This is a genomic window from Desulfosporosinus sp. HMP52 (assembly GCF_000765145.1).
GTDB lineage: Bacteria > Bacillota > Desulfitobacteriia > Desulfitobacteriales > Desulfitobacteriaceae > Desulfosporosinus.
The window spans coordinates 1-20,275 of sequence record NZ_JMGA01000013.1 but is presented as its reverse complement, the minus strand read 5'-3'; the positions used below and the strand labels follow the sequence as shown (position 1 = coordinate 20,275).

Below are 20,275 nucleotides of genomic sequence, written 5' to 3'. Positions count from 1 at the left end.
GAATAAACATAAGCCACGCATGGACGCGTGGCATCCTGCGACTAATTTCACATAATGATGTATTACCGACACGTGTCGCAGATCCCTCCAATTCCATAGGGTCTACGATACATGTCGGTAATAATCCTAGCCGAAAACTGGTTGTTAACATTGAGGAACTAAATGTAAATCACTTTGCAAACGACTGCTTTAGTGTAGCGGGCCGGAGGTTTAGACTCGCTAATGTCCTTTTTAATTGATCTCTCAACTTCACAGTATAGACATAGCACTAAACCGCTGGCGCGGTGGTTTCCATAGCATATCTCTTACTGTTTACGCAAATATTCCTATTAGTTGTTATGAAGCTTTGCCTCTCCTGTAAAACTATTTTGCAGGAGATGATTGAATATGACAAAAGAAGAAGTTTTAGCCAAACTGAAATTCGATGTGGAGCTTCGAGGGTTTAGTAAGCATACCCAGGCTGAATACTATACCAAAGTTAAACTCTTTCAGGAGCACTTCGGTAAACCTGCAACCGATCTAGGTGTAGAGGACGTTAGACAGTTTCTTCATTATCTCACGACAGTTAAGAAGCTTGCTCCCGAATCGGTAAACACCTACAATAGCGGCCTCCGCTTTTTGTATGGCGTAACTCTGAACGTTAATTTAAATCCCAGACAAGTTCCTCGCCACCGCAAACCACGCAGACTCCCTGACATCCTTACCCAAGAGGAGATACAAGCCCTTTTTAACGTCTGCGACAACCTGCGAGATAAATGCATTCTTATGACTCTTTATGGTGCAGGACTTCGCCTAAGCGAAGTAGCCTCGCTTAAAGTTTCAGATATCCATAGTGATAAAATGCAATTGTTCATCCGCAATGCCAAAGGAAGCAAAGATCGTTACGCCCTGCTTTCTCAAGCTAACCTGGATATTCTTAGAACTTACTGGAAAGCTTACCGCCCCAAAGAGTGGCTTTTTTACAGCAGGAATCACACCTGCACCCACATGACTACCAAAGCAATACAAAATCTTTTCCATAAATATGTAAAGAAAGCTAACATCTCTAAAAAAGTTTCAGTTCATACTATGAGGCATAGTTTCGCGACTCACCTGCTGGAATCCGGAACAAGCATTTACCACATCAAGCAACTGCTCGGTCACTCAAATATCAACACGACCTGCGTTTACTTGCATTTGGTTAAGATTGAATCTTTGAACGTAACAAGTCCCCTTGATCAGATGGTTGAATCGGACAAAGACAATGGCTGAGGTCCAAGATATCTTCATAAAATACGGCAAAAACTATCGTACTGACCATAAGCTCACTATCGCACAACATAAGGCGATGTCTGCCATTCAAAAATGTAGAACGTCAGAGTTAGGTGGCCATAAGGAGGTTTGTGACAGTTGTGGGCATACCCGTATTTCCTATAATTCATGCCGCAATAGGCACTGCCCTAAATGCCAAGCTCTGGCCAAAGAGCGTTGGATTGAAAACCAGAAAAGCAATCTGCTCGACATCGGATACTTCCATGTGGTATTTACCATCCCAGATACTCTCAATTCAATGGTCTACCAAAATCAAAAAGCAGTGTATACCCTTATGTTTAAGACCGTTGCTGAAACTCTTACCGATTTAGCTTCTGACAAAAAATATCTTGGTGCAAAGATTGGCTTTACATCGGTTCTGCATACTTGGGGACAAAACCTCATGCACCATCCGCATATCCATTGCATTGTACCTGGGGGCGGGCTATCTTCCCTGGGAAAATGGGTGAATAGCAGAAAGAAATTCTTCATCCCGGTTAAAGTTCTATCCCGAAAGTTCAGAGGAAAATTCCTGTATTACCTTAAACAGCTTTACTACCAAAACAAGCTTGAATTCCACGGAAATCAAACTTATCTTTCCGACGATGAGGAATTCGAAAAGTTGCTCACCTCTCTCTATGGTAAAGAGTGGATTGTCTACTGCAAACCACCGTTTAAAAATGCTGCTTGTGTTGTTGAATACCTGGGGCGATATACTCACCGAGTGGCTATATCCAACAAGCGCATCGTTAGCATGGAAAAGGATACAGTTTCCTTCAAATGGCGGGACTACAAAGACGACAGTAAGCATAAGGTGATGACTCTTTCCTCAGAGGAGTTTATCCGAAGATTTCTTATCCACATCTTGCCGAGTCGCTTTATGAAAATTAGGCACTACGGCTTACTTGGTAATCGTAACAAGACAACCAAACTTAAGATTTGCAAACAACTTACCCATACCCCTTTATTAATTGGAGAGAAAGCTACAACCCTCCAACTCATCCAGAAGCTTACAGGATTAGATTTATCTAAATGCCCTAATTGCGGATCAGATAAACCCAAACGGTTTATGAGCTTGGGTAAATCTCCCCCAATCGCTGTCCAATCTGCATGTATTTAATAAAAATTGCCCGGTTATGGGGAGGGGGAAACTATATCTGTTTTAGCATAATTAACGCTACTTCGATACAATTCCTTCTGAGTTTTACATAAATGTCATATGAATTAGACGGAGATTAGAAATTCAATCCCCATAGCATTTTCCTTAACCGTCGCGGTTTCGTGCATTGTAATTATCCAAAGTTAGGTAACAGCTTCACCAAATGAACCACCTTCTATTTACTCAAGCTCACATTCGGAGTTTGAGCTTTTTTACCCCTAACTTCGGATAATCTGCTAGACAAAATGGCTACAGAGATAATAAAAAAAAGCCAATAACCGTAATATTTCAGTTATTGGCTAAGATGCGTTTTGGTTAGTCTTAATAACTATTAATTTTTCAAAGTCAATATCAGCTGTCCAATAGTGTCAGACTTTATTATTCAGCAAACACCACTCTTACCCACACTTCGAATAGCCACAGTGCGTACACACTACACAACCGCTCTCATGATTAATAGACATTCCACACTCTGGGCAAGCATTTCCCGGAGCTACGCTAGCCCGGACTTTTTTAGTAGCAGCTTTCTCTGGGGCAGCAGCATTTCCCTGTCCTGCCGCAACATTCGTCTTTTCAGGCGCAGGTGCTTGTTCTGGCTTCCCGAGCTTGACCGTACTAAAGTTAATCCCCACATCACTATACTTGCGAATGACTCGAGCAATGGCATCAGGGCAGGATGTAACATTAACCCCTTCTCGTCTCATGCAGGCCGGGCAGCGAATCCCTTTAATCTGCTCGGTAATTGCATCGACAGACAGACCTGAACGTAAGGTTATCGAGATCAAACGAGCAGTAGCCTCCGACTGGGAAGAGCAGCCTCCTGCCCGACCGGTATTCGTAAACACTTCACAAATCCCTTTTTCATCGGCATTAACACTTACATAGAGGTTGCCGCAACCGATTTTTATCTTTTCTGTTACCCCTATGGTTGTTGTCGGTCTGGGGCGGGGAACCACTGTATTCACCTCAGGGACAAAGGGTTTCTTTGGTGCAGAAAGCTGTTCTGAAGCCTGCAGATCTTTAACCTCAGTGGTCTTGTCCTCCGAGGATTGTGCTGCGCCGGTACCTGTAGAAAGCACTTGCTCTTCACGACTGCCATCGCGGTAAACTGTTAACCCTTTACAGTTGAGTTCATCGGCCAGTCGATAAGCCTCAGCTATTTCTTCTTGTGTCGCTGAATTAGCAAAGTTAATGGTTTTCGAGACTGCATTGTCCGTAAATTTCTGGAAGGCTGCCTGAATTCGAATATGCCACTCAGGGGCAATCTCTTGGGCAGTGGTAAAGACCTCCTGTACCCAGTTGGGAACCTCAGGCAGACCCAGGACGGTTCCCCTGTCTGCAATTTTGCGCATTAGTTCTTCAGAATAGAAACCATATTCTTTAGCGAATCCCTCAAAAAGAGGATTCACTTCCACCAGTGCCGTTCCATCCATTACGGTTTTGGTATAAGCCACGGCAAACAAGGGCTCTACCCCACTTGAAGCTGCACAAATCATCGAAATTGTTCCTGTAGGAGCAATCGTTGTCAGAGTAGCGTTCCTCAACTTCATGAACCCATCATAAATTGAGCCTTCATAGTTCGGGAAGGTTCCTCTTTCTTCAGCCAAGCGCTGGGACTCAATACGAGCTTCAGTTTGAATGAAATTCATAACCTTTTCAGCGTATTCAACGGCTTCTTCAGTAGCATATGAGGTTTGGAGCAGGATAAGCATGTCTGCAAAACCCATGACGCCCAGGCCGATTTTACGATTCCCTTTTACCACTTGATCAATAATCTCCAGAGGATACTGATTAGCGTCGATCACGTTATCCAGGAAGCGAACCGACAGTCGAGTTACCTGACTTAAACGTTCCCAATTGATCACCATTTTTCCTTCTTTTTCAGTGACCATCAGCTTCAGGTTAATCGAGCCTAAGTTGCAGGCCTCATTGGGCAGCAAGGGTTGCTCGCCACAAGGATTAGTTGCTTCGATTTTTCCGAGTAAGGGTGTAGGATTTCCTTGGTTCAAGCGATCTAGGAAAACAACACCCGGTTCTCCGTTTTTCCAAGCGTGTTCTACAATTTTATTAAAGATTTCCGGAGCGGACAGTTGTCCAACTGGATTTCCCGTATGAGGATCCATCAGATCATAAGGACGCCCTTCCCGGACGGCAGACATAAACTCTTCCGTTACCCCGACAGAAATATTAAAATTGGTAATTTCTTTGTTGTCTTCTTTACACTGGATAAAATCTACAATATCAGGATGGTCGACGCGGAGAATTCCCATATTGGCTCCCCGTCGTGTGCCACCCTGCTTAACTGCTTCTGTTGCTGAATTAAACACTTTCATGAAAGAAATCGGGCCGGAGGCTACCCCACCGGTTGAACGAACCATGCTGTTTTTAGGACGTAAACGAGAAAAGCTAAAACCGGTTCCACCACCGGATTTATGAATTATGGCAGCATTCTTAATGGCATCAAATATTTCTTCCATGCTGTCTTCAACGGGTAAGACAAAGCAGGCACTTAGCTGACCCAGGTCTCGCCCGGCATTCATCAGGGTCGGAGAGTTGGGCATAAACTCTAGGTTGGCCATCATTGTATAAAATTCTTTGGCTAAGGACTGAACCTCTTCTTTTCCTTTGCCATACATTTCTTCTTCAATACGAGCGACTACACTAGCCACCCGAAAAATCATATCTTCGGCAGATTCTACTACTTGTCCATTTTCTTGTTTTAAATATCGCTTTGCCAATACAACTCGTGCATTCGGCGTTAAATTAGCCTTCGGCCATTTTTTTGGTGCTTGTCCTTCGAAACTCAACTTAAAATCCCCAACTTTCCTTATCACTACTTAGGCTGATCTCTCTTACTGATAGATCCCCTTTTTTCAATGAGTTCATGTAACTCTTCCATAAATCGTTGGATGTCCTGAAACTGTCGATAAACAGACGCAAAACGTATGTAGGCGACTTCATCCAAGTTAAATAACTGTTCCAAAACCGCTTCCCCTACTTCGGAACTTGATACTTCCCGTTCATGGCAATTGCGTAACTTCTTCTCAATGGCGTAGGCAGCTTCTTCAATTTCCTCGATAGAAATCGGTCTTTTTTCACAAGCTCTGAGCATACCGGCCATCATTTTTGAGCGGGAAAATCCTTCACGTCGACCTTCTTTTTTCACAACGACAAGTGGCGAGTCCTCGAACTTTTCAAATGTGGTGAACCGACGCATACATCGTTCACATTCCCTGCGTCTCCGAACCGCCGTCCCTTCTTCAACTTGACGTGAATCCTGAACCTTCGTGTCCTCGTATCCGCAGAATGGACAGTGCATAGCACCACCCCCAATATATAGTACTTATACAATTTAATCACACTATATGTTGTGTGTCAACCTGTCCGCTTAGACGGCTCGTCTTAGAACTTTTTCTCTGAAACCAGGTATTTTCCGTGGATTTAGTCAAAAAACCAGTATTTCTTTAGCAAAAAGGGCAAAATAAGTTTGGAGATAAATAGTTCTAATAGTATTAGAAGGAGTGATTATTACCGTGATTAAAAAATTTCCTGAAAGAGAAGCCAATCCAACTACTAAGCCAATTCCTTCCCGCCCCGAGGATCAGCCAAGTATGGATTCTAGAGATGGGCATGGGCTTTCAAAAGAGGAAGCGTTACGATCCAAGAAGTAACTTCACACTTCTCCAAGCACCTTAGATTTATTTTCAAAACTTACCTTCCATGTTTAACGTCTATATTTAGACTCGTTCTTTTACCGGAACAATCATTCTTAAGTCGCATATAGTACCACAATCTACCAAAAATGACGTGCAAATGTTACAATCTTGCACGTCATTTTTTTATATTCACATTTGTGTGTGCCATTAAACCTTAACGTTCCCTAGAAGCTAAGGGACGATTAGCAAACCTCTGGAGTAGTCGACCTATCGATTATTTTAAGCATATATTCAGCCAGCCATCAGGTCCAATTCAGAAAGTAACTATATACTACAAATCAGGCACAGCGGTATTTGCTGAAAGAGCCTAAGTTATTAGGAGGGATGCAAATGGCTATAACAACGTTTAATCGTTATGAAATGAAATTCATGCTAGATCAGACACAGTTGGATACTCTTATCCCACTTTTGCTGGAATACATGGTTCCTGATGCCCATTGCCAAGAGGGGAAGGAGTACAACATTTATAATATTTATTATGATACACATGACAGTAATCTCATTCGGCATTCTCTTTCCAAACCCTATTATAAAGAAAAGCTTCGCCTCAGAAGCTATACTATTCCAACCTCATTTAACGACCAAGTATTTTTAGAGCTCAAAAAGAAAATCGGTGGTATCGTCAACAAGAGACGTGTTGTCTTAACTTTAAAAGCTGCCTATGATTTTGTTCGACTAGGTAAATGCCCAGTTTCCTCTCCAAAGCTTAATAAGCAGGTCGCTAGCGAAATTGAATATTTTCTAAGCCACAATCAGGTAAGTCCGGCAGCTTACATTAGTTATAAGCGGCTAGCCTACTTTGGAAAAGATGATAAAGACTTTCGCGTGACTTTTGACTACAACATCTGCTCCAGACGAGATGACTTATTTCTCGAACTACCCAGCTATGGAACCCCCATATTAGAAAAAGGTCAGTATTTAATGGAAGTCAAACTCTCCGGTGCCGTACCTATTTGGCTATCACGTACCTTATCCGGTCTCAGACTATACAAAACTAACTTCTCAAAATACGGCAAAGAGTACGAGAATTATTGCACCCTTGTTAACCCAAGCCTTTGTGCTAATTATTAATAGTTGGAAGGAGCCTCAATGCTATGTTAGAAACCTTACTATCTTCCTCAGCGGGAGATTCTCTTACCCTAACTAACTCCCTAGCAGTTTTGTGTTCAGCACTTCTCCTGGGACTATTCACAAGCTTAGTGTATATCCACACCCACAAAAAGCAAGGCTATTCTGCCGGATTTACAGTAACCATGATTATGTTGCCTGCTATTATTTCCATCATTATTTTATTGATTGGGAATAACGTGGCCAGAGCCTTCAGTCTAGCGGGAGCCTTTAGCCTTATTCGTTTTAGAAGTGCCCCCGGTGAACCTAAAGATATTGCTTATGTGCTATTTACTCTAGCCATAGGTTTGGCCTGTGGGATGGGTTATATTGTCTACGCAGCCATGTTTGCCTTCATCCTCTGTGCGGTCATGATAATCCTTTATTACACAGATTTTGCAAATCCCAAAGCCAATGCTATGCAGTTAAAAATTGTTGTGCCAGAAAATCTAAACTTTCAAGGATTATTCGATGATATTCTCAATCAATATACGGATTCTTGGACAATGAATCGAGTTAAAACTAAAGACTTTGGAACTCTTTTTGAAGTTGTCTATAACATCAACTTAAAACAAGGGATTAATCAAAAGTCATTCCTTGATGAATTGAGATGCCGCAATGGCAACTTAAACATTGCCTTAACCTGTCATCAATTAGACGATAAAATCTACGCTTAAAGGAGATAAGTATGAAAAAACCACTTAGTATCGTTCTAGCCCTGGCCCTTTTAGTAACAGGCCTTGCGGGGTGTGCTTCCAGCAAAGAAAGCTCTACCGTTGAAACTGTCAGCACTACTACTTCTACAGTCAATCCGGTTTCTGTAACTTATGATGAGGACGATTATTATTTCGACTGGAAAAATAGCAGCTATAAAACTATCGGTTTAAACGGCAGCTCGGCAACAGTTAACGGAGAGGGTTTAGACGTCCAAGGCTCAATTGTTACTATCTCCAAGTCCGGCGTATATGAAATCACCGGCTCTTTGACCAATGGGAGTATTGTTGTGGATGTAAACAGAGATACCGATGATGGAACTGTATTTCTGGTATTGAATGGGGCAACTATCCAAAGTCAAACAAGCGCTCCAATCTACATTAAAAACTCTAAGAAAGCGGTTATTCTCTTAGAAAATGGCACAGATAATTCTGTTGCCGGCGGAAGTGACTACGTTGTGAATGAAGATGGCGAACCCTCCGCGGCAATTTTTAGCAAGTCAGATCTTACGATCACCGGCGGCGGCAAATTAACTGTTACAGCTGATTATAATGATGGAATTACCAGTAAGGATGACTTGAAAATTACTGATGGGTCTTTGATTGTAACCTCCAAGGCGGATGGAATTGTAGGCAAGGACAGTGTGAGTATCAAAAATGGCAGCTTTGAGATTATCGCCGGCAAAGACGGTATTCGCTCTACCAATGAAACCGATGAAGACAAGGGAAATGTAGTCCTTGAAAACGGACAGTTTACTATTGTTGCGGCCAACGATGGAATACAGGCAGCAAAGCTTGTTCAAATCGATGATGGATCATTTCAGCTAAACTCCGGCGGTGGTTACCCGGGCAAGAGTATAAGCAGCAGCAATGACTTTGGTGGTCGTCCCGATCAAAAAGCCAGCGCCCCCACTACAAATAGTACCGAGGAAGAGGAAAGTAAAAAAGGCTTAAAGGCAGGCCAAGGCCTGCTTGTAAACGGCGGGAATATCAGTGTCTCCTCCTATGAAGATTCATTACACAGCAATAATGACTTAATCATCAACGATGGTGTTCTGACCTTACAAAGTGGTGATGATGGTTTGCATGCTGACAATAATCTCCTCATCACTAATGGCGAAATCTCTATAAAGAACTCTTATGAGAGTTTAGAAGGCTCAAATATTACAGTTATTGGTGGAAAGATTAACGCGACCTCTACTGATGACGGAATTAATGTCAACAGCAAGACTGGAGTTTTAAGTATCACTGGTGGAGAAATAGCCTTGAATGCTAATGGTGACGGAACAGATTCCAATGGCAGTATAAACATGACAGGCGGTACTGTCTATGTAGATGGCCCAGCAGGCAATGGCAATGGTTCTGTTGATTATGACGGTAGTTTTGCTATAAGCGGTGGAACTCTAGTGGCATCCGGCAGCTCTGGAATGGCTCAAGCTCCCAGCACCAATACCCAACCCTCAATCCTCATGTATTACACCTCCGCACAAGCTGCAGGAACTGCACTAACCCTCAAAGATAAGAATGGTAATATTGTTTTAACCTATACACCTTCCAAGCAGTATAGCTCAGTGGCAATATCCTCCCCTAAATTAACGGTAGGCTCAACCTATACTCTCTATAGTGGGGACAATCAAATTGTTGAAGTTACACTTTCAGATTCTCTAACTTATTTAACGGAATCAGGTGTAACTACTAAACCCCAAAACGCCGGTCCCGGTGGTGGCAAAGGATTCGGCGGCACAGGCAACATGCCTCCTCGTGAGGGTGGGATGCCCCCTAATGATGGTGGAGTGCCGCCCAGTGACAAACTTCCGCAATAATATCCTCAATTACCAGTTAGAGAAAGGTCATGACTATCTTTATGGTCATGACCTTTCTCTAAGTTATCGAAACTTCAAGGCTAATTTCAGCTCTGCCCAGGTTTTGTAAAGTTCACCATTGTAAAAGAATACATAAGGTCCTTTGCCTCTTAGCTCGTATACTAATCTATTTGATTTCCCGACAAGAAAGCAATTAAGAGAAGATATTTATATACTTACGGCAATTTCTTCCTGAGCTGTCGTCTCAGCCATTTCTTTTTGCAGCATTCTTTCTCTTTCTTCTTCTACTAAAAAGCGACGCAAAACTTTACCAACAGCTGTCTTCGGTAGACTTTCACGAAATTCAATGGCCTTTGGAATTTTAAAGACTGCAAGCTTACTCTTACAATATTTTAAAATTTCCTCCTCTGTCACACTTAATCCTTCTTTAATAACAATATAGGCCTTAACCATTTCGCCCCAATAGGGATTAGAAATTCCGGCACATACAGCTTCTCTTACAGCCGGGTGAGTATAGAGTACTTCTTCCACATCGCGAGGATAGACATTATAACCTCCCGTAATAATCATATCCTTTTTTCTATCAACAATATAGAAAAAGCCGTCTTCATCTTTATAAGCAATATCTCCTGTATATAGCCACCCATCTTTTAACACATCCGTTGTTTCTTCAGGTCTTTGCCAATACCCTAACATAACTTGATTGCCCTTAACCACCAATTCCCCAATTTCTCCTGGGGGAAGCTCTTTCTCGCCTGTCTCTAAGTCCATAATTTTGGAATCCGTATTAGGTGCAGGAACCCCGATTGAGCCGACCCTTGAATTAAAGATCGGATTCAAATGTGTTGCAGGTGCTGCCTCGGATAATCCATAGGCTTCAACTAACCTGCCACCCGTTAATTCCCCAAAACGAATTGCTACTTCTTTGGGGAGCGGAGCTGACCCACTTAGACAGCAGCGAATCGACGAAACCTTATATTCCTTGATTCGCGGATGATTTATTACAGCTACATACATAGTAGGAGCTCCCGGGAAAAACGTGGGTCCATAGTCATTAATGTGTTGAAGGACACTATCAATATCAAACTTAGGTAAGATAATCATTGCCCCTCCGGATAATACTGAAAAGTTCATACATGCTGTTAAGGCGTATATATGAAATAGTGGCAGTACCGTTAAGACTCTTTCCTTTCCCTCTTGTCCATCAATCCATTCCCAGGCTTGTAAAGCATTAGCTACTAAGTTATGATGTGTTAACATAACTCCCTTTGCCGTTCCTGTTGTTCCACCTGTATACTGTAAAACTGCCAGATCCTCAGTTTCCCCCAACCAGGGTGGAGACTCTAATTCATCCCAACAGGGATCTGAAAGTTGTTTCTCTATATCTTCATACACTGGATTATCTGCCAATCCTAAGCCTCCTAAGCCATGGAAAGCTTTTAGGAAATCTAAGGCTATTAGTTCTAATCCCACTTCCTCTTGTATCTTCATAATACGCGGCAAGAGTTGGGGAATGGAGATTATACCTATAGCACCGGAGTCCTGCAATAAAGCTTTTAATTCACTTTCGACATAAAGGGGATTAGTCTGAACAACTACAGCCCCTAGTCTTTGGATTGCAAAGAATGAGATTACCCAATTAGCGCTATTAGGCATATATATAGAAATTCTATCTCCCTTTTTTACCCCTCTCTGCTTAAGCATTTTAGCCATGCGTTCAATAAATATATCCATCTCTGCGTAGGTTGTGGTCTTTCCTCCAAATATTAATGCCGGATTATCCGGGAATTTCAACTTTGTTTGCTTAAACATCCCCATCAAAGTAAGTTCAGGAATTTCTAACCGTTTCCGAACATTAGGCTCATAAAAACGAAACCAAGATCTCTCTACGATAGACTTTTCCATGTCTGTCTCCTCCTTCTTGAATGCGGATTCATTTGTTTTACATATTTTAGCACATCCCTCCGTTCTTTTATATATATTATTTTAATATTCTGTATTTTTATATTATTCAAAATACTCGTGGCGGTGATTTTATATTTGTATTCTGGGATAGGACATTACTTTAAAAGGATGCCCACCATCTTTTAGATCATAATTCGATCCTCGAGACCACGTTCCGCTTGTTTTTTATCCAAAATAGGCTCTTGAAAAAGTTTAACTAACCCATTGAATGGGATAATACTAGGGACATTTTGCCCTTGAGGTTGTCCCAGTTGGAAATTCTGCTGATTACCTTGTTGAATTGGTGTTTCACCTTTAGGTAAAGCCCAGGCAGGTAACATAGGTTTACATCCATCTTTGATTTTAAAGCTTTTACCTAGGGGGTGTTATTTCAACCCATATGTTCCCGATTTTTTTAAGATAACGACAGATACCCCACTGAAAAGCAGCTCTCTGCATTGAATCCGACAATAATCCACCCTTAGTTGCTTCAATTTCAGATTCAACCGCCCCATCCCATTTGGTTATCCAATCTTTACCTTCTAAGCAACAAGACAGCCCACAAAGGACCGCCTTATCTTTCCACTCTTTAAAATCATTTTTCCAGTTACCCATTCCAAAAACAGCATCTAGCCTGTTTTAAATATCTTTGTTAGGAAACGGCTCTTTTAATTCACGCTCTACCTGAGCCCAATCCTTTACCCATTCTAAGGATATCGCTACCGTTAGACAAAATCTTGTTCTATCCAACTTAGATGCTAATACCTCCTTCTTAAATATAAAAAACGACCCCACTTGAAATACCATTTGACGGTACATCGAAAGCAAGCTCGTTGATTTAAAGTTAAAATATAAAAAAGCGGGCAGTTCGAAATGCCAAAAAAATACTTCTAACGCTCGCTCTAATTTTTAATAGTTCATTAAGGTTAGCCATTGGTAAGCGTTATAATAGATAGTCCCAAACCCTATCCCTTACCAACTATCCCCCTATATTAAGACATTGCAATGCAAGGCAGCAAAACATAAAGTTTCTAAAACATCATTTAATCACTCTCTATCCATAGAAAGCGAAAAGTATAATTCCTATCAAAACCTCTGTGTAAAGATAGGTGCCAAAAATGGCTAAAAAAATGAGGTGAATTACAAACTAATTATAAAAAAATAAGTTGAAAAGATAAGGTTGGGTCAGTTGGTCAGAAGAAAGCTTTATTATCGGATAGATTTGCTAAAAAATTTATCCATCAACTTGTAACCTTTTACCCCCTTTTTTTACTCTATATTATAGAATAATAGAAAGGGGAAATATTTAATGAAAAAACTTATACCCGTACTTTTGGCTATCTTTATGTTAATGGGTTCCCAGGTGGCTTTAGGTGCTACAGAAACCAAAATGAGTGGGAATGGAGTCGTAAGCCCTGCATCCTTCGAAACTATTTCAAGAGGAGTTTGCAAAATAGTTAATAATGGTAACGGCAAAATCAACGTATCTGGGTCAACTTCAACCTACTATGGAGTCGAAAAAATAGGACTAAAATTAAATGTCCAATACTTATCTGGTGGCACATGGTATACATTGGACAACTATAGTTACTACAAGTACAATTCAGCATATGTATCCGGGGGGCAGTCACTAGTGGTTACGGGAGGTTATTATTACAGAGTATCCTCACAGCATACATCGTTAAATGGGGACATAAGTGAGAGTACTCAAGCTTACTCTGAGGCGATATATATTCAATGATGTCACTTAGTTGATGACTATCATAAATAAGTAATCCATTAAAAACAACTAGAAAAACCGCTTTATGCGGTTTTTTCTAGTTGATCGAGTTTGCGATCTTGCAAATCTCGGTTTCATTTATTTTGCCCGTTATTTGTAGCAAAAGACCCCTTGTTTGCCAGTTTAAAGTACTTATACTATTTTTACTTAAATATAAGATAGCAGGGCTACCGTTAACAGTTAGATCCTTTACAACAGTATCATCTGTGTCGTATACAGAACCACGTGAAGTTCCGTTTGCACAATTCTGTTGGCTAAAAGCGATTACTATATCGTTATAACTATATTCAATAGTAACCTCATAAACATCTGTTCCCAGAGAAGTAAGTACAACCCGGCCAGTTTTAGCTTCAGGAGGGAGATAGTTAGGAATAGCTAACTTAAATGGAACCTCAGCTTGGGCTTGATTTAGAGAAACTTCTTTTTCAATATTAGAACCCAAATTCTGTATCTTTGGTATTTCTGGATCTTTGCTCTGTTTGTAAGTTTCAGTTTGGTTTTTTGTTGTTTTTCCAACGATATAGGCAAAAAACTCACCAATCTTGCCCCCTAAAGCATTTGCGTTATGTGGGTATAGGAAGTTTATTGAACCGATTGAAATGAGGATTGTCGCCGCAACAATGATTCTTTTTCGGTTTGAGAAAGGTTTTTCTGTTGTCGAGATACTTTCTGTTTCTAATATCTGCTTCTTTATCTTTTGCCACTGATCATCTATATTTGGAACCTCAATAGCAACATCTAACTCTTTTGATAAATGACTCTTTATTAGTCGTTCAAGTTCTTTTTCTGATAAGGCCATTGAAGCTCCACCTCCTGATTTTGATTAATTTCTGGATTTAATAGTTTTCTAAAAGATTCCTTAGCTCTATGTAATCTTACTTTGGTATTTGATAGGTTAATGCCTAATAGGTCTGATATTTGCTGCAAGGTTAAGTCGGCATAATACTTTAGAACTAAGATCTCGTTATCTTTATACTTTAATCTATTTAAAGCATTATCTATATCTTCTTTAAGATTAATATTGTCATCTTCACTATATGAAAGTGTTTCAACATGAAATTTTTCTATGAAAGTAATTTTTTCATTGTATTTATTCTTTAACATACGTTTTGCCTCATTTAGGGCAATTGAAGTAACCCATGACGCGAATTTATCCTTAGACCTTAATTGATTTAGTTTACTATAGGCTATTACAAACGCTTGCTGAACTGCATCCTCCGAAATATATCTATCTTTAGTATAAATATATACTATTTGATAAACCTTCTCATAATTCTGCTTGACAAGAATTTCAAATACATCTATTTCTGCACCATATAATGACAACTTTATTCACACCCCTCAAAAAAGATATTCAAAGAAATATTTAATAAACCTTCTAAAATTAAAAAATTTCTCTATTCATGTAACCTTTTTACATGTTCAAAACCTCTATTTAATGAAGGCGATTTAACAATCAAAGGGAGGAGGATTATATAACTATGTAGCCTTTAGAAATGACTAAGATTGGAGGGACTCTAAAAAGTAAAACATCCTATAGAAAGTACTATTGTTATTAATTTAAAACTGTTCTTAATAAATAGAGGAGGTTAACCATGAAAAAACGTTTTTTTATAATCCTAGTAGTATTTAGTCTATTATTAGCCAATGTAAATACTGTTTTCGCCGGAGAGCTATTTCCATCGTTTACTGGGAAATGGCAAGGTAAAAAAAATACTTTAAATTTTTCATACCCATTTAAGGCTGATATATACTTTGGTGGAAATACAGGTGGACAATATGGAAAATACACTCATTGTGCATTAGCCAGGGATACTACTTACGCAGGTGATTATTTCTTTAGATATGATGAAACCGGAGAAGCTGTAGCTGGTTACGGTTGGACGGGAATGACTGTCGAAGCTACACCAACAAGTTCAACGAATGATGTAGTATCAAGAGATGTTCATCGTTTTTGGTTTTACGATTGGGCAGCTATAGGTTATGTTCCTGATGTTAGTGGAAATGAACGAGATGGTATTGTAGATTATGCATGGGAAGACTTTTCAGGCCCGTATGATGTGAACTCAAATTTTTGGGTAAATAATTCTTGGCAATGTTCGAAATTAGTTGAACGAGCTTATTACGACATGGCGGATATTAATATAGGGTGGTCATCAGGAATTGCGCCAATCCTTCCTGTACCCGACGACATTTATTACCATACTAATGTTGCTATTTACACTACATCAACGGCACCAACAGTATCAAAAGGTGCTTTGCCACAACATGCTTTAGATAGACTGAAAGCTTGGAAAAATAAAGGAGTAGATACTAAAGATATTAAGTTTGAACTCGGGATACAAAAAGAAGGATTTTCTGAGTATCTAGCAAGACTTGAAAAGAGAGGTATAAGCAAAGAAGATATCAAGAGTAAATATAACATTGATGACAGCCAGTATAATCAAATTATGGAAGATGCTAAGGAAACAAATGATCTGTAGTATATAATACCCGGGGCTAACCAATATGAATTTATTGGTAGCCCCAACTTAATAAATCTTTCTTAACCACAATTAATACCGAAATTCAAAAAGGCATTTTATTCAGAAAAGGAGGAGAAAATGATTATACTAGTAAAAAAATATCCTTGGCTTTGGGCACTAGCCATATCTCTTTTAATTCTTCTCGCAACAGGGTGCTCTAAAGATAATATCACTGGAACTATATCCTACGGCAAAGTGTCTCCCGATTCTAGAGAGTTCCTATTAGACTATTATGACTTAGGTAAATCAAATATAATAGAACAAGTAAACTTGGGACCAATATTCGGTAGATCTATTTTTATAGATAACACAACCGATACTATCTGGGTCCCCGCGGCTTATACTAGTGATCTGTCTGAAATAAGTAATATGGTTAAGATTATAAACAAAAAGGTAACCGAAATCAAAGTGGGGCTTAGTCCCGTGGATATTCAGTTTAACCAAAATATAGCTGCAATAACATGTTTAGAGAGAGGCTTTAACGATGTTACTACATATTTTGTGAACACTCACGATTTTCGTATGTTAGGCAAATTGCAAATAGGCGGGGATAACTTTCAGTTTTCTGATTTAGATAAGGATAATGGAATTCTTTATAGTATAACCCAAGACGTAGATCACAAAGTTAGCATACTATCTACTATAGATATTGCATCTCAAAAACTAATCAATCAGTTTAAATACGAAAACACTCCACTTAGTGGCATAAAGTTTGTGAATAATGAGCTTTGGATTTGTGGCGGTAATAAACTTATTAATGTCGATCAAAAGACCGGAGAAAAAATTGAGACGATCGAGATAGATTCGATAGCTCGACAGATTGTCTCTGATGGGCAAAGATTAATCATAAGCCATTATTATCCTGATTCACAAGAGCAAAAAGGACTAACTGTTTTAAATTTAAATAATAGAACAGTGAAAAGAATTGACATTAAGGATGTGTTACCTTCAAGTATTATATTGGATGGTCATAATATTTATATTGTAGATGAAATGGCCGGGACTTTAAGTGTTTATGACATGAGAACTAGCAAAATAATTAGTACCTACTCATTAGGGCAATACCCCACAAATATAGTTTTATCGCACTTGGAAGGTTTATAATGAATAATCGAGTTGGTATATTATCCGTATTTATATTGTTATCTTTTCTTGGACTTACTTATATGGTTTATGCTAATAGCTTCAACACTTACAATTATACAGAAGTAAACAAAAGTCTATTTAAGGTGATTTCAAATGATAATTTAGTTACTTCGGAAGGTACTGGATTTGCAATTGACTCGAACAAAATCCTGACTTGTTATCATGTAGTTAAGTACTCGACAAAAATAGTTCTGCAAGATATGAATGGTTCAGAGTTAACCGCTAAACTCATATCATATGATTCACTAACAGATCTAGCAGTATTAGAAATTGACGAAAGCGTTCAACCACTTCAAATTAGTTATGAAGAACAAAATTCAAGTAAAGTAATAGTAGCTCACCAAAATTTAATAGAAAAAGGAACAGTCGTTGATAGTAACTTAACCTTAGCAAACTCCCCTGTTGATTTTTTAAAACTAATTAAATTATCAGGACCTAACATAACGTATGGTAGTTCTGGAGGCCCCATCTTAAATCAAGATGGGCAAGTAATAGGTATAATAGTGGCAAAAATGGATGAGAAAAACGTGACATACACGTGTGCCATCCCCTTCTGTGATGTAAAGAAAGTATTGAATCAAATAATGTCTGGTAAACCTTATAAACATAAAAAACTAGGAATCAAAGTACAGGAACTAAATAGTTTACCCAGTTCTAAGGGTTTAGTGGTTACTGAAACAACCGCTAATTCGCCCGCGTATATGAACTTATTTCCGAACGATGAAATACTAGAAATTAATAGTTACTCTGTCGCTTCGATTTCCGATTTATCTTATAGGATGTTAATTGACTCTGAGTTACTGGTTTGGGATCTCAAAGTTAAGCGTAACGGAAAAGTTATTACTATAAGTATAAACACCTAAGTTTTTTAAAGTAAGAAACAATGGTTTTATCTTACAAAACGTTTCCGTGACTTAGCAAAAATTTTCGGAAATTGTCCTATAAATTGTTTTAAATTTTAGTGATTCTAAGTAATATTTAAGGAGGTTATTATGTTAAGACAGGGAAGGCGGTGGATTATAGCACCAATAGTGTTTATGTTGTTTTCATTGGTATATTTAAACATTAATACCGGAATACAAAATGTTATTAGTATTCCGCCAGTTTTCAACGAACAGAAAATACAATATCAGTATGAAAATGGAATGACTGTAATACACAGTGAACAAGGTTTTGATACTGCGATAATTCATGACGATAAGGCTTTATATGTGCTCAATGGTGCAGGTGATGATTTTAAAGAATATTATATTGATAAAGTCGCAGGGGAATTAGTTATTCGGAAAAATATTATCTCCCCGAAATTCAGGGACAATCCCTATTTTCAGGTAATAAAAGTCCCGAAAAGTAACTATCAAGACATAGTACATGATGAAAAGATAGTGGTTAGGATTCAGTATATGTATCTTGATGACCAATTAACTCTCTTAGAATATGATCACAAAACTAAAAAAACTAGACTCATAGCACAAAAACTTGTAGGAAAATGATATTATTTTATTTCCAAATGAATGACGTTTATACCTTTATTAACATAATTTAGTAATAAATATCTTAGATTTTCGGATACAAAAATGCCTCTCAATCAGCCAATCGGACTCCACCCTAGACAGGTATTACGAAGGAATGTGAGGTCAAAGACCCGTAGAGACATGGGAGGGTGACCACTAGGAGTAAGCATCGAGTATTCGTGCAGTATATGGAACTAAATGGGATATTAATATATCTCATTATTTCATATACCTATTTTACCCTTACGCATTTATTACCGTGTCAGTTATTCTATGTAACTTGTCTAGATAAAAATGAAATCCTGCGAATAAGCGAGTATTCAGCAGGATATTTAATCAAACAGAGGGAGTATCATCGGCCCTGGAACGAAAGGCGTACGAGCCTGTGAATGTCAACGAATTTCTGGTTCTTTCCACAGTTAGTTGAATTTTGGTCTTTTTTCAAGCCGTAACAGTTTTTTTCTTAACATTTCAAAACTATTACGACCATACATTATCCTCTTTATAACCTTAAGCTTATTTACGCTGCCTTCGGCAAGTCCGTTATTGTATTCCTATTTAATGGCATTTTTCACAGCTGTTATATCTCTGGTTATGCCATTTATAAATGAAGTCAACTCACGAATGTTTAAGCCCGAAGCCCTATGTACCCACTGTTCAATCATGCCAACATTTTTATCCAACAACATTTTCCGGAATTCATTAACGATGTCTATGAGATCCTTGTACCGAGGAAATTGACTATTTACTCTGTCTAAACAGTCGCTGTCCAGTCCTTTGACTTTCCCAACCTGTTTGAATAATAGCTTTATTAACAATTTACGTTCTACTAATTCCTAGGTTATGACCTGTTTCAACGAAAAATGCGTCGTGAGGCAGACTATGTATTTAACAAGGGCTCTAAACGATATGAAAGAACTAGCGAAAATGAACAATTTATGAGTCTCGATGAACTCTGTGGAACAAAGAATCCCAGTTCTTTGGTTAAATCTAATCCAAATGACTATAACGTCAAAGTTGATGATCTTATTGCCGAGCTTATGCGGGATAGGCTTATTGAAATTCAAACGTTTATCCGTCTTGAGCGAGCATCTAAGCAGATTTTCGTAAACAGTAAGATGATCAAAGATAGTGGGTATGTTTTAAAAGTAACTTAAGGAAATGCCCTAATTCTGTGAACAAGCCCAATACAAATTGAAATTGGTTTACAGGACGACGAACAACCTGTGTTAACTTAGCTAGTTTTAGTGGTAGATTTTAGATGAAAAACGGGCAAAAAAGTGGTCAATTTTCCTTGACAATCTACAACTGCGTCCCGAAACGAATTCTCCTGCAGTGTGGATCGTGGAACCCCGACTCCCCAGATTCTTCGTATCAGTATTACAAAACAAGCGACAGACTACCTCGTTAGAGATAGTCTGTCGCTTGTTTACCCGGCAATAACCTACTTTCCCAGGGGCTATGCCCCAAGCATTCCTGTAGTTCCTTATTTTGATCTTTGATAAAAAATGAGCACCCTCTTATTATGGGAAGTAGCGACGGGTCAAAGCCCTTAAATACA

At 39.0% G+C, this 20,275-nt stretch carries 19 protein-coding genes; 11 read left to right on the top strand and 8 right to left on the bottom strand.

Going from position 1 to position 20,275, the window contains the following annotated elements; genetic code table 11:
• Window positions 1-387: 387 nt before the first annotated feature.
• Both DP73_RS04870 and DP73_RS04865 read left to right on the top strand, forming a co-directional pair.
• Window positions 388-1,251: a tyrosine-type recombinase/integrase gene (locus DP73_RS04870; protein ID WP_034597911.1), complete on the top strand. Its 864-nt coding sequence runs from the start codon at window positions 388-390 to the stop codon at window positions 1,249-1,251.
• Entirely contained in the window at window positions 1,244-2,410 is a 1,167-nt protein-coding gene (locus DP73_RS04865; protein ID WP_034597910.1) for an IS91 family transposase, read from the top strand. Before DP73_RS04870 ends, DP73_RS04865 begins: the two co-directional genes overlap by 8 nt.
• A 437-nt stretch (window positions 2,411-2,847) precedes the next feature.
• On the opposite strand, the gene DP73_RS04860 is transcribed toward DP73_RS04865, so the two are convergent.
• Entirely contained in the window at window positions 2,848-5,256 is a 2,409-nt protein-coding gene (locus DP73_RS04860) for a vitamin B12-dependent ribonucleotide reductase (protein ID WP_034597951.1), read from the bottom strand.
• A 26-nt stretch (window positions 5,257-5,282) separates the two neighbouring features.
• Window positions 5,283-5,768 carry a transcriptional regulator NrdR gene (gene nrdR, locus DP73_RS04855; RefSeq protein ID WP_034597909.1) on the bottom strand — a complete coding sequence of 162 codons (486 nt, stop codon included), beginning with the start codon at window positions 5,766-5,768 and terminating at the stop codon, window positions 5,283-5,285.
• A gap of 727 nt (window positions 5,769-6,495) precedes the next feature.
• On the opposite strand from nrdR, the gene DP73_RS04850 reads away from it, so the two are divergent.
• From DP73_RS04850 to DP73_RS04840, 3 genes are read left to right on the top strand one after another with little or no spacing between them, the layout of a single operon-like run.
• Complete coding sequence (locus DP73_RS04850; protein ID WP_034597908.1) at window positions 6,496-7,236, top strand: polyphosphate polymerase domain-containing protein; 741 nt, start codon at window positions 6,496-6,498, stop codon at window positions 7,234-7,236.
• Between the two features lie 23 nt (window positions 7,237-7,259).
• Window positions 7,260-7,949 carry a DUF4956 domain-containing protein gene (locus tag DP73_RS04845; protein ID WP_034597907.1) on the top strand — a complete coding sequence of 230 codons (690 nt, stop codon included), beginning with the start codon at window positions 7,260-7,262 and terminating at the stop codon, window positions 7,947-7,949.
• A gap of 11 nt (window positions 7,950-7,960) precedes the next feature.
• Window positions 7,961-9,808: a carbohydrate-binding domain-containing protein gene (locus tag DP73_RS04840; protein ID WP_034597906.1), complete on the top strand. Its 1,848-nt coding sequence runs from the start codon at window positions 7,961-7,963 to the stop codon at window positions 9,806-9,808.
• 207 nt (window positions 9,809-10,015) lie between these two features.
• On the opposite strand, the gene DP73_RS04835 is transcribed toward DP73_RS04840, so the two are convergent.
• The 3 genes from DP73_RS04835 to DP73_RS04825 form a co-directional block, all read right to left on the bottom strand.
• Complete coding sequence (locus DP73_RS04835; RefSeq protein ID WP_034597904.1) at window positions 10,016-11,713, bottom strand: long-chain fatty acid--CoA ligase; 1,698 nt, start codon at window positions 11,711-11,713, stop codon at window positions 10,016-10,018.
• 182 nt (window positions 11,714-11,895) lie between these two features.
• A complete protein-coding gene (locus tag DP73_RS04830) occupies window positions 11,896-12,093 on the bottom strand; it encodes a hypothetical protein (protein ID WP_034597903.1) in 198 nt (65 codons plus the stop codon).
• 31 nt (window positions 12,094-12,124) lie between these two features.
• Entirely contained in the window at window positions 12,125-12,367 is a 243-nt protein-coding gene (locus DP73_RS04825; RefSeq protein ID WP_052090406.1) for a hypothetical protein, read from the bottom strand.
• A 694-nt stretch (window positions 12,368-13,061) separates the two neighbouring features.
• On the opposite strand from DP73_RS04825, the gene DP73_RS04820 reads away from it, so the two are divergent.
• Window positions 13,062-13,493, top strand: a complete 432-nt coding sequence (locus DP73_RS04820) for a DUF6147 family protein (protein ID WP_034597902.1) — start codon at window positions 13,062-13,064, stop codon at window positions 13,491-13,493.
• A 76-nt stretch (window positions 13,494-13,569) separates the two neighbouring features.
• Here DP73_RS04820 and DP73_RS04815 read toward each other — a convergent pair whose 3' ends face one another.
• Both DP73_RS04815 and DP73_RS04810 read right to left on the bottom strand, forming a co-directional pair.
• Window positions 13,570-14,331 (bottom strand): DUF4367 domain-containing protein, encoded by a 762-nt coding sequence (locus DP73_RS04815; protein ID WP_034597900.1) that lies wholly within the window; start codon window positions 14,329-14,331, stop codon window positions 13,570-13,572.
• The gene (locus DP73_RS04810; RefSeq protein ID WP_034597899.1) at window positions 14,298-14,858 is read right to left on the bottom strand and encodes a sigma-70 family RNA polymerase sigma factor; all 561 of its coding nucleotides are present in this window, start codon (window positions 14,856-14,858) and stop codon (window positions 14,298-14,300) included. The genes DP73_RS04815 and DP73_RS04810 overlap by 34 nt, the downstream gene beginning before the upstream one ends.
• A 269-nt stretch (window positions 14,859-15,127) precedes the next feature.
• Between DP73_RS04810 and DP73_RS04805 the strand changes: the two genes are divergently transcribed.
• The 4 genes from DP73_RS04805 to DP73_RS04790 all read left to right on the top strand — a co-directional run bounded on the left by DP73_RS04805 (window position 15,128) and on the right by DP73_RS04790 (window position 18,693).
• The gene (locus DP73_RS04805) at window positions 15,128-16,015 is read left to right on the top strand and encodes a hypothetical protein (protein ID WP_034597897.1); all 888 of its coding nucleotides are present in this window, start codon (window positions 15,128-15,130) and stop codon (window positions 16,013-16,015) included.
• Between the two features lie 120 nt (window positions 16,016-16,135).
• Window positions 16,136-17,161 carry a hypothetical protein gene (locus tag DP73_RS04800; RefSeq protein WP_034597896.1) on the top strand — a complete coding sequence of 342 codons (1,026 nt, stop codon included), beginning with the start codon at window positions 16,136-16,138 and terminating at the stop codon, window positions 17,159-17,161.
• Complete coding sequence (locus DP73_RS04795; protein WP_034597895.1) at window positions 17,161-18,066, top strand: S1C family serine protease; 906 nt, start codon at window positions 17,161-17,163, stop codon at window positions 18,064-18,066. The genes DP73_RS04800 and DP73_RS04795 overlap by 1 nt, the downstream gene beginning before the upstream one ends.
• Before the next feature lie 129 nt (window positions 18,067-18,195).
• On the top strand, window positions 18,196-18,693 hold the full coding sequence (locus DP73_RS04790) for a hypothetical protein (protein WP_034597894.1): 498 nt from the start codon (window positions 18,196-18,198) through the stop codon (window positions 18,691-18,693).
• Between the two features lie 575 nt (window positions 18,694-19,268).
• Here DP73_RS04790 and DP73_RS22380 read toward each other — a convergent pair.
• Entirely contained in the window at window positions 19,269-19,532 is a 264-nt protein-coding gene (locus tag DP73_RS22380; RefSeq protein WP_081962958.1) for a hypothetical protein, read from the bottom strand.
• Window positions 19,533-19,652: 120 nt separating this feature from the next.
• On the opposite strand from DP73_RS22380, the gene DP73_RS04780 reads away from it, so the two are divergent.
• Window positions 19,653-19,871 carry a hypothetical protein gene (locus tag DP73_RS04780; protein ID WP_128751382.1) on the top strand — a complete coding sequence of 73 codons (219 nt, stop codon included), beginning with the start codon at window positions 19,653-19,655 and terminating at the stop codon, window positions 19,869-19,871.
• Window positions 19,872-20,275: the final 404 nt, after the last annotated feature.

What these genes read in the sequence shown, in the direction of transcription:
- DP73_RS04805 (WP_034597897.1), top strand. Translation starts at nt 15,128, where the DNA reads ATGAAAAAACGTTTTTTTATAATCCTAGTAGTATTTAGTCTATTATTA.
- nrdR (WP_034597909.1), bottom strand. Translation starts at nt 5,768, where the DNA reads ATGCACTGTCCATTCTGCGGATACGAGGACACGAAGGTTCAGGATTCA.
- DP73_RS04800 (WP_034597896.1), top strand. Translation starts at nt 16,136, where the DNA reads ATGATTATACTAGTAAAAAAATATCCTTGGCTTTGGGCACTAGCCATA.
- DP73_RS04865 (WP_034597910.1), top strand. Translation starts at nt 1,244, where the DNA reads ATGGCTGAGGTCCAAGATATCTTCATAAAATACGGCAAAAACTATCGT.
- DP73_RS04825 (WP_052090406.1), bottom strand. Translation starts at nt 12,367, where the DNA reads ATGGGTAACTGGAAAAATGATTTTAAAGAGTGGAAAGATAAGGCGGTC.
- DP73_RS04835 (WP_034597904.1), bottom strand. Translation starts at nt 11,713, where the DNA reads ATGGAAAAGTCTATCGTAGAGAGATCTTGGTTTCGTTTTTATGAGCCT.
- DP73_RS04795 (WP_034597895.1), top strand. Translation starts at nt 17,161, where the DNA reads ATGAATAATCGAGTTGGTATATTATCCGTATTTATATTGTTATCTTTT.
- DP73_RS04790 (WP_034597894.1), top strand. Translation starts at nt 18,196, where the DNA reads ATGTTAAGACAGGGAAGGCGGTGGATTATAGCACCAATAGTGTTTATG.
- DP73_RS04815 (WP_034597900.1), bottom strand. Translation starts at nt 14,331, where the DNA reads ATGGCCTTATCAGAAAAAGAACTTGAACGACTAATAAAGAGTCATTTA.
- DP73_RS04840 (WP_034597906.1), top strand. Translation starts at nt 7,961, where the DNA reads ATGAAAAAACCACTTAGTATCGTTCTAGCCCTGGCCCTTTTAGTAACA.
- DP73_RS04870 (WP_034597911.1), top strand. Translation starts at nt 388, where the DNA reads ATGACAAAAGAAGAAGTTTTAGCCAAACTGAAATTCGATGTGGAGCTT.
- DP73_RS04830 (WP_034597903.1), bottom strand. Translation starts at nt 12,093, where the DNA reads ATGTTACCTGCCTGGGCTTTACCTAAAGGTGAAACACCAATTCAACAA.
- DP73_RS04850 (WP_034597908.1), top strand. Translation starts at nt 6,496, where the DNA reads ATGGCTATAACAACGTTTAATCGTTATGAAATGAAATTCATGCTAGAT.
- DP73_RS04820 (WP_034597902.1), top strand. Translation starts at nt 13,062, where the DNA reads ATGAAAAAACTTATACCCGTACTTTTGGCTATCTTTATGTTAATGGGT.
- DP73_RS04780 (WP_128751382.1), top strand. Translation starts at nt 19,653, where the DNA reads ATGAGTCTCGATGAACTCTGTGGAACAAAGAATCCCAGTTCTTTGGTT.
- DP73_RS04845 (WP_034597907.1), top strand. Translation starts at nt 7,260, where the DNA reads ATGTTAGAAACCTTACTATCTTCCTCAGCGGGAGATTCTCTTACCCTA.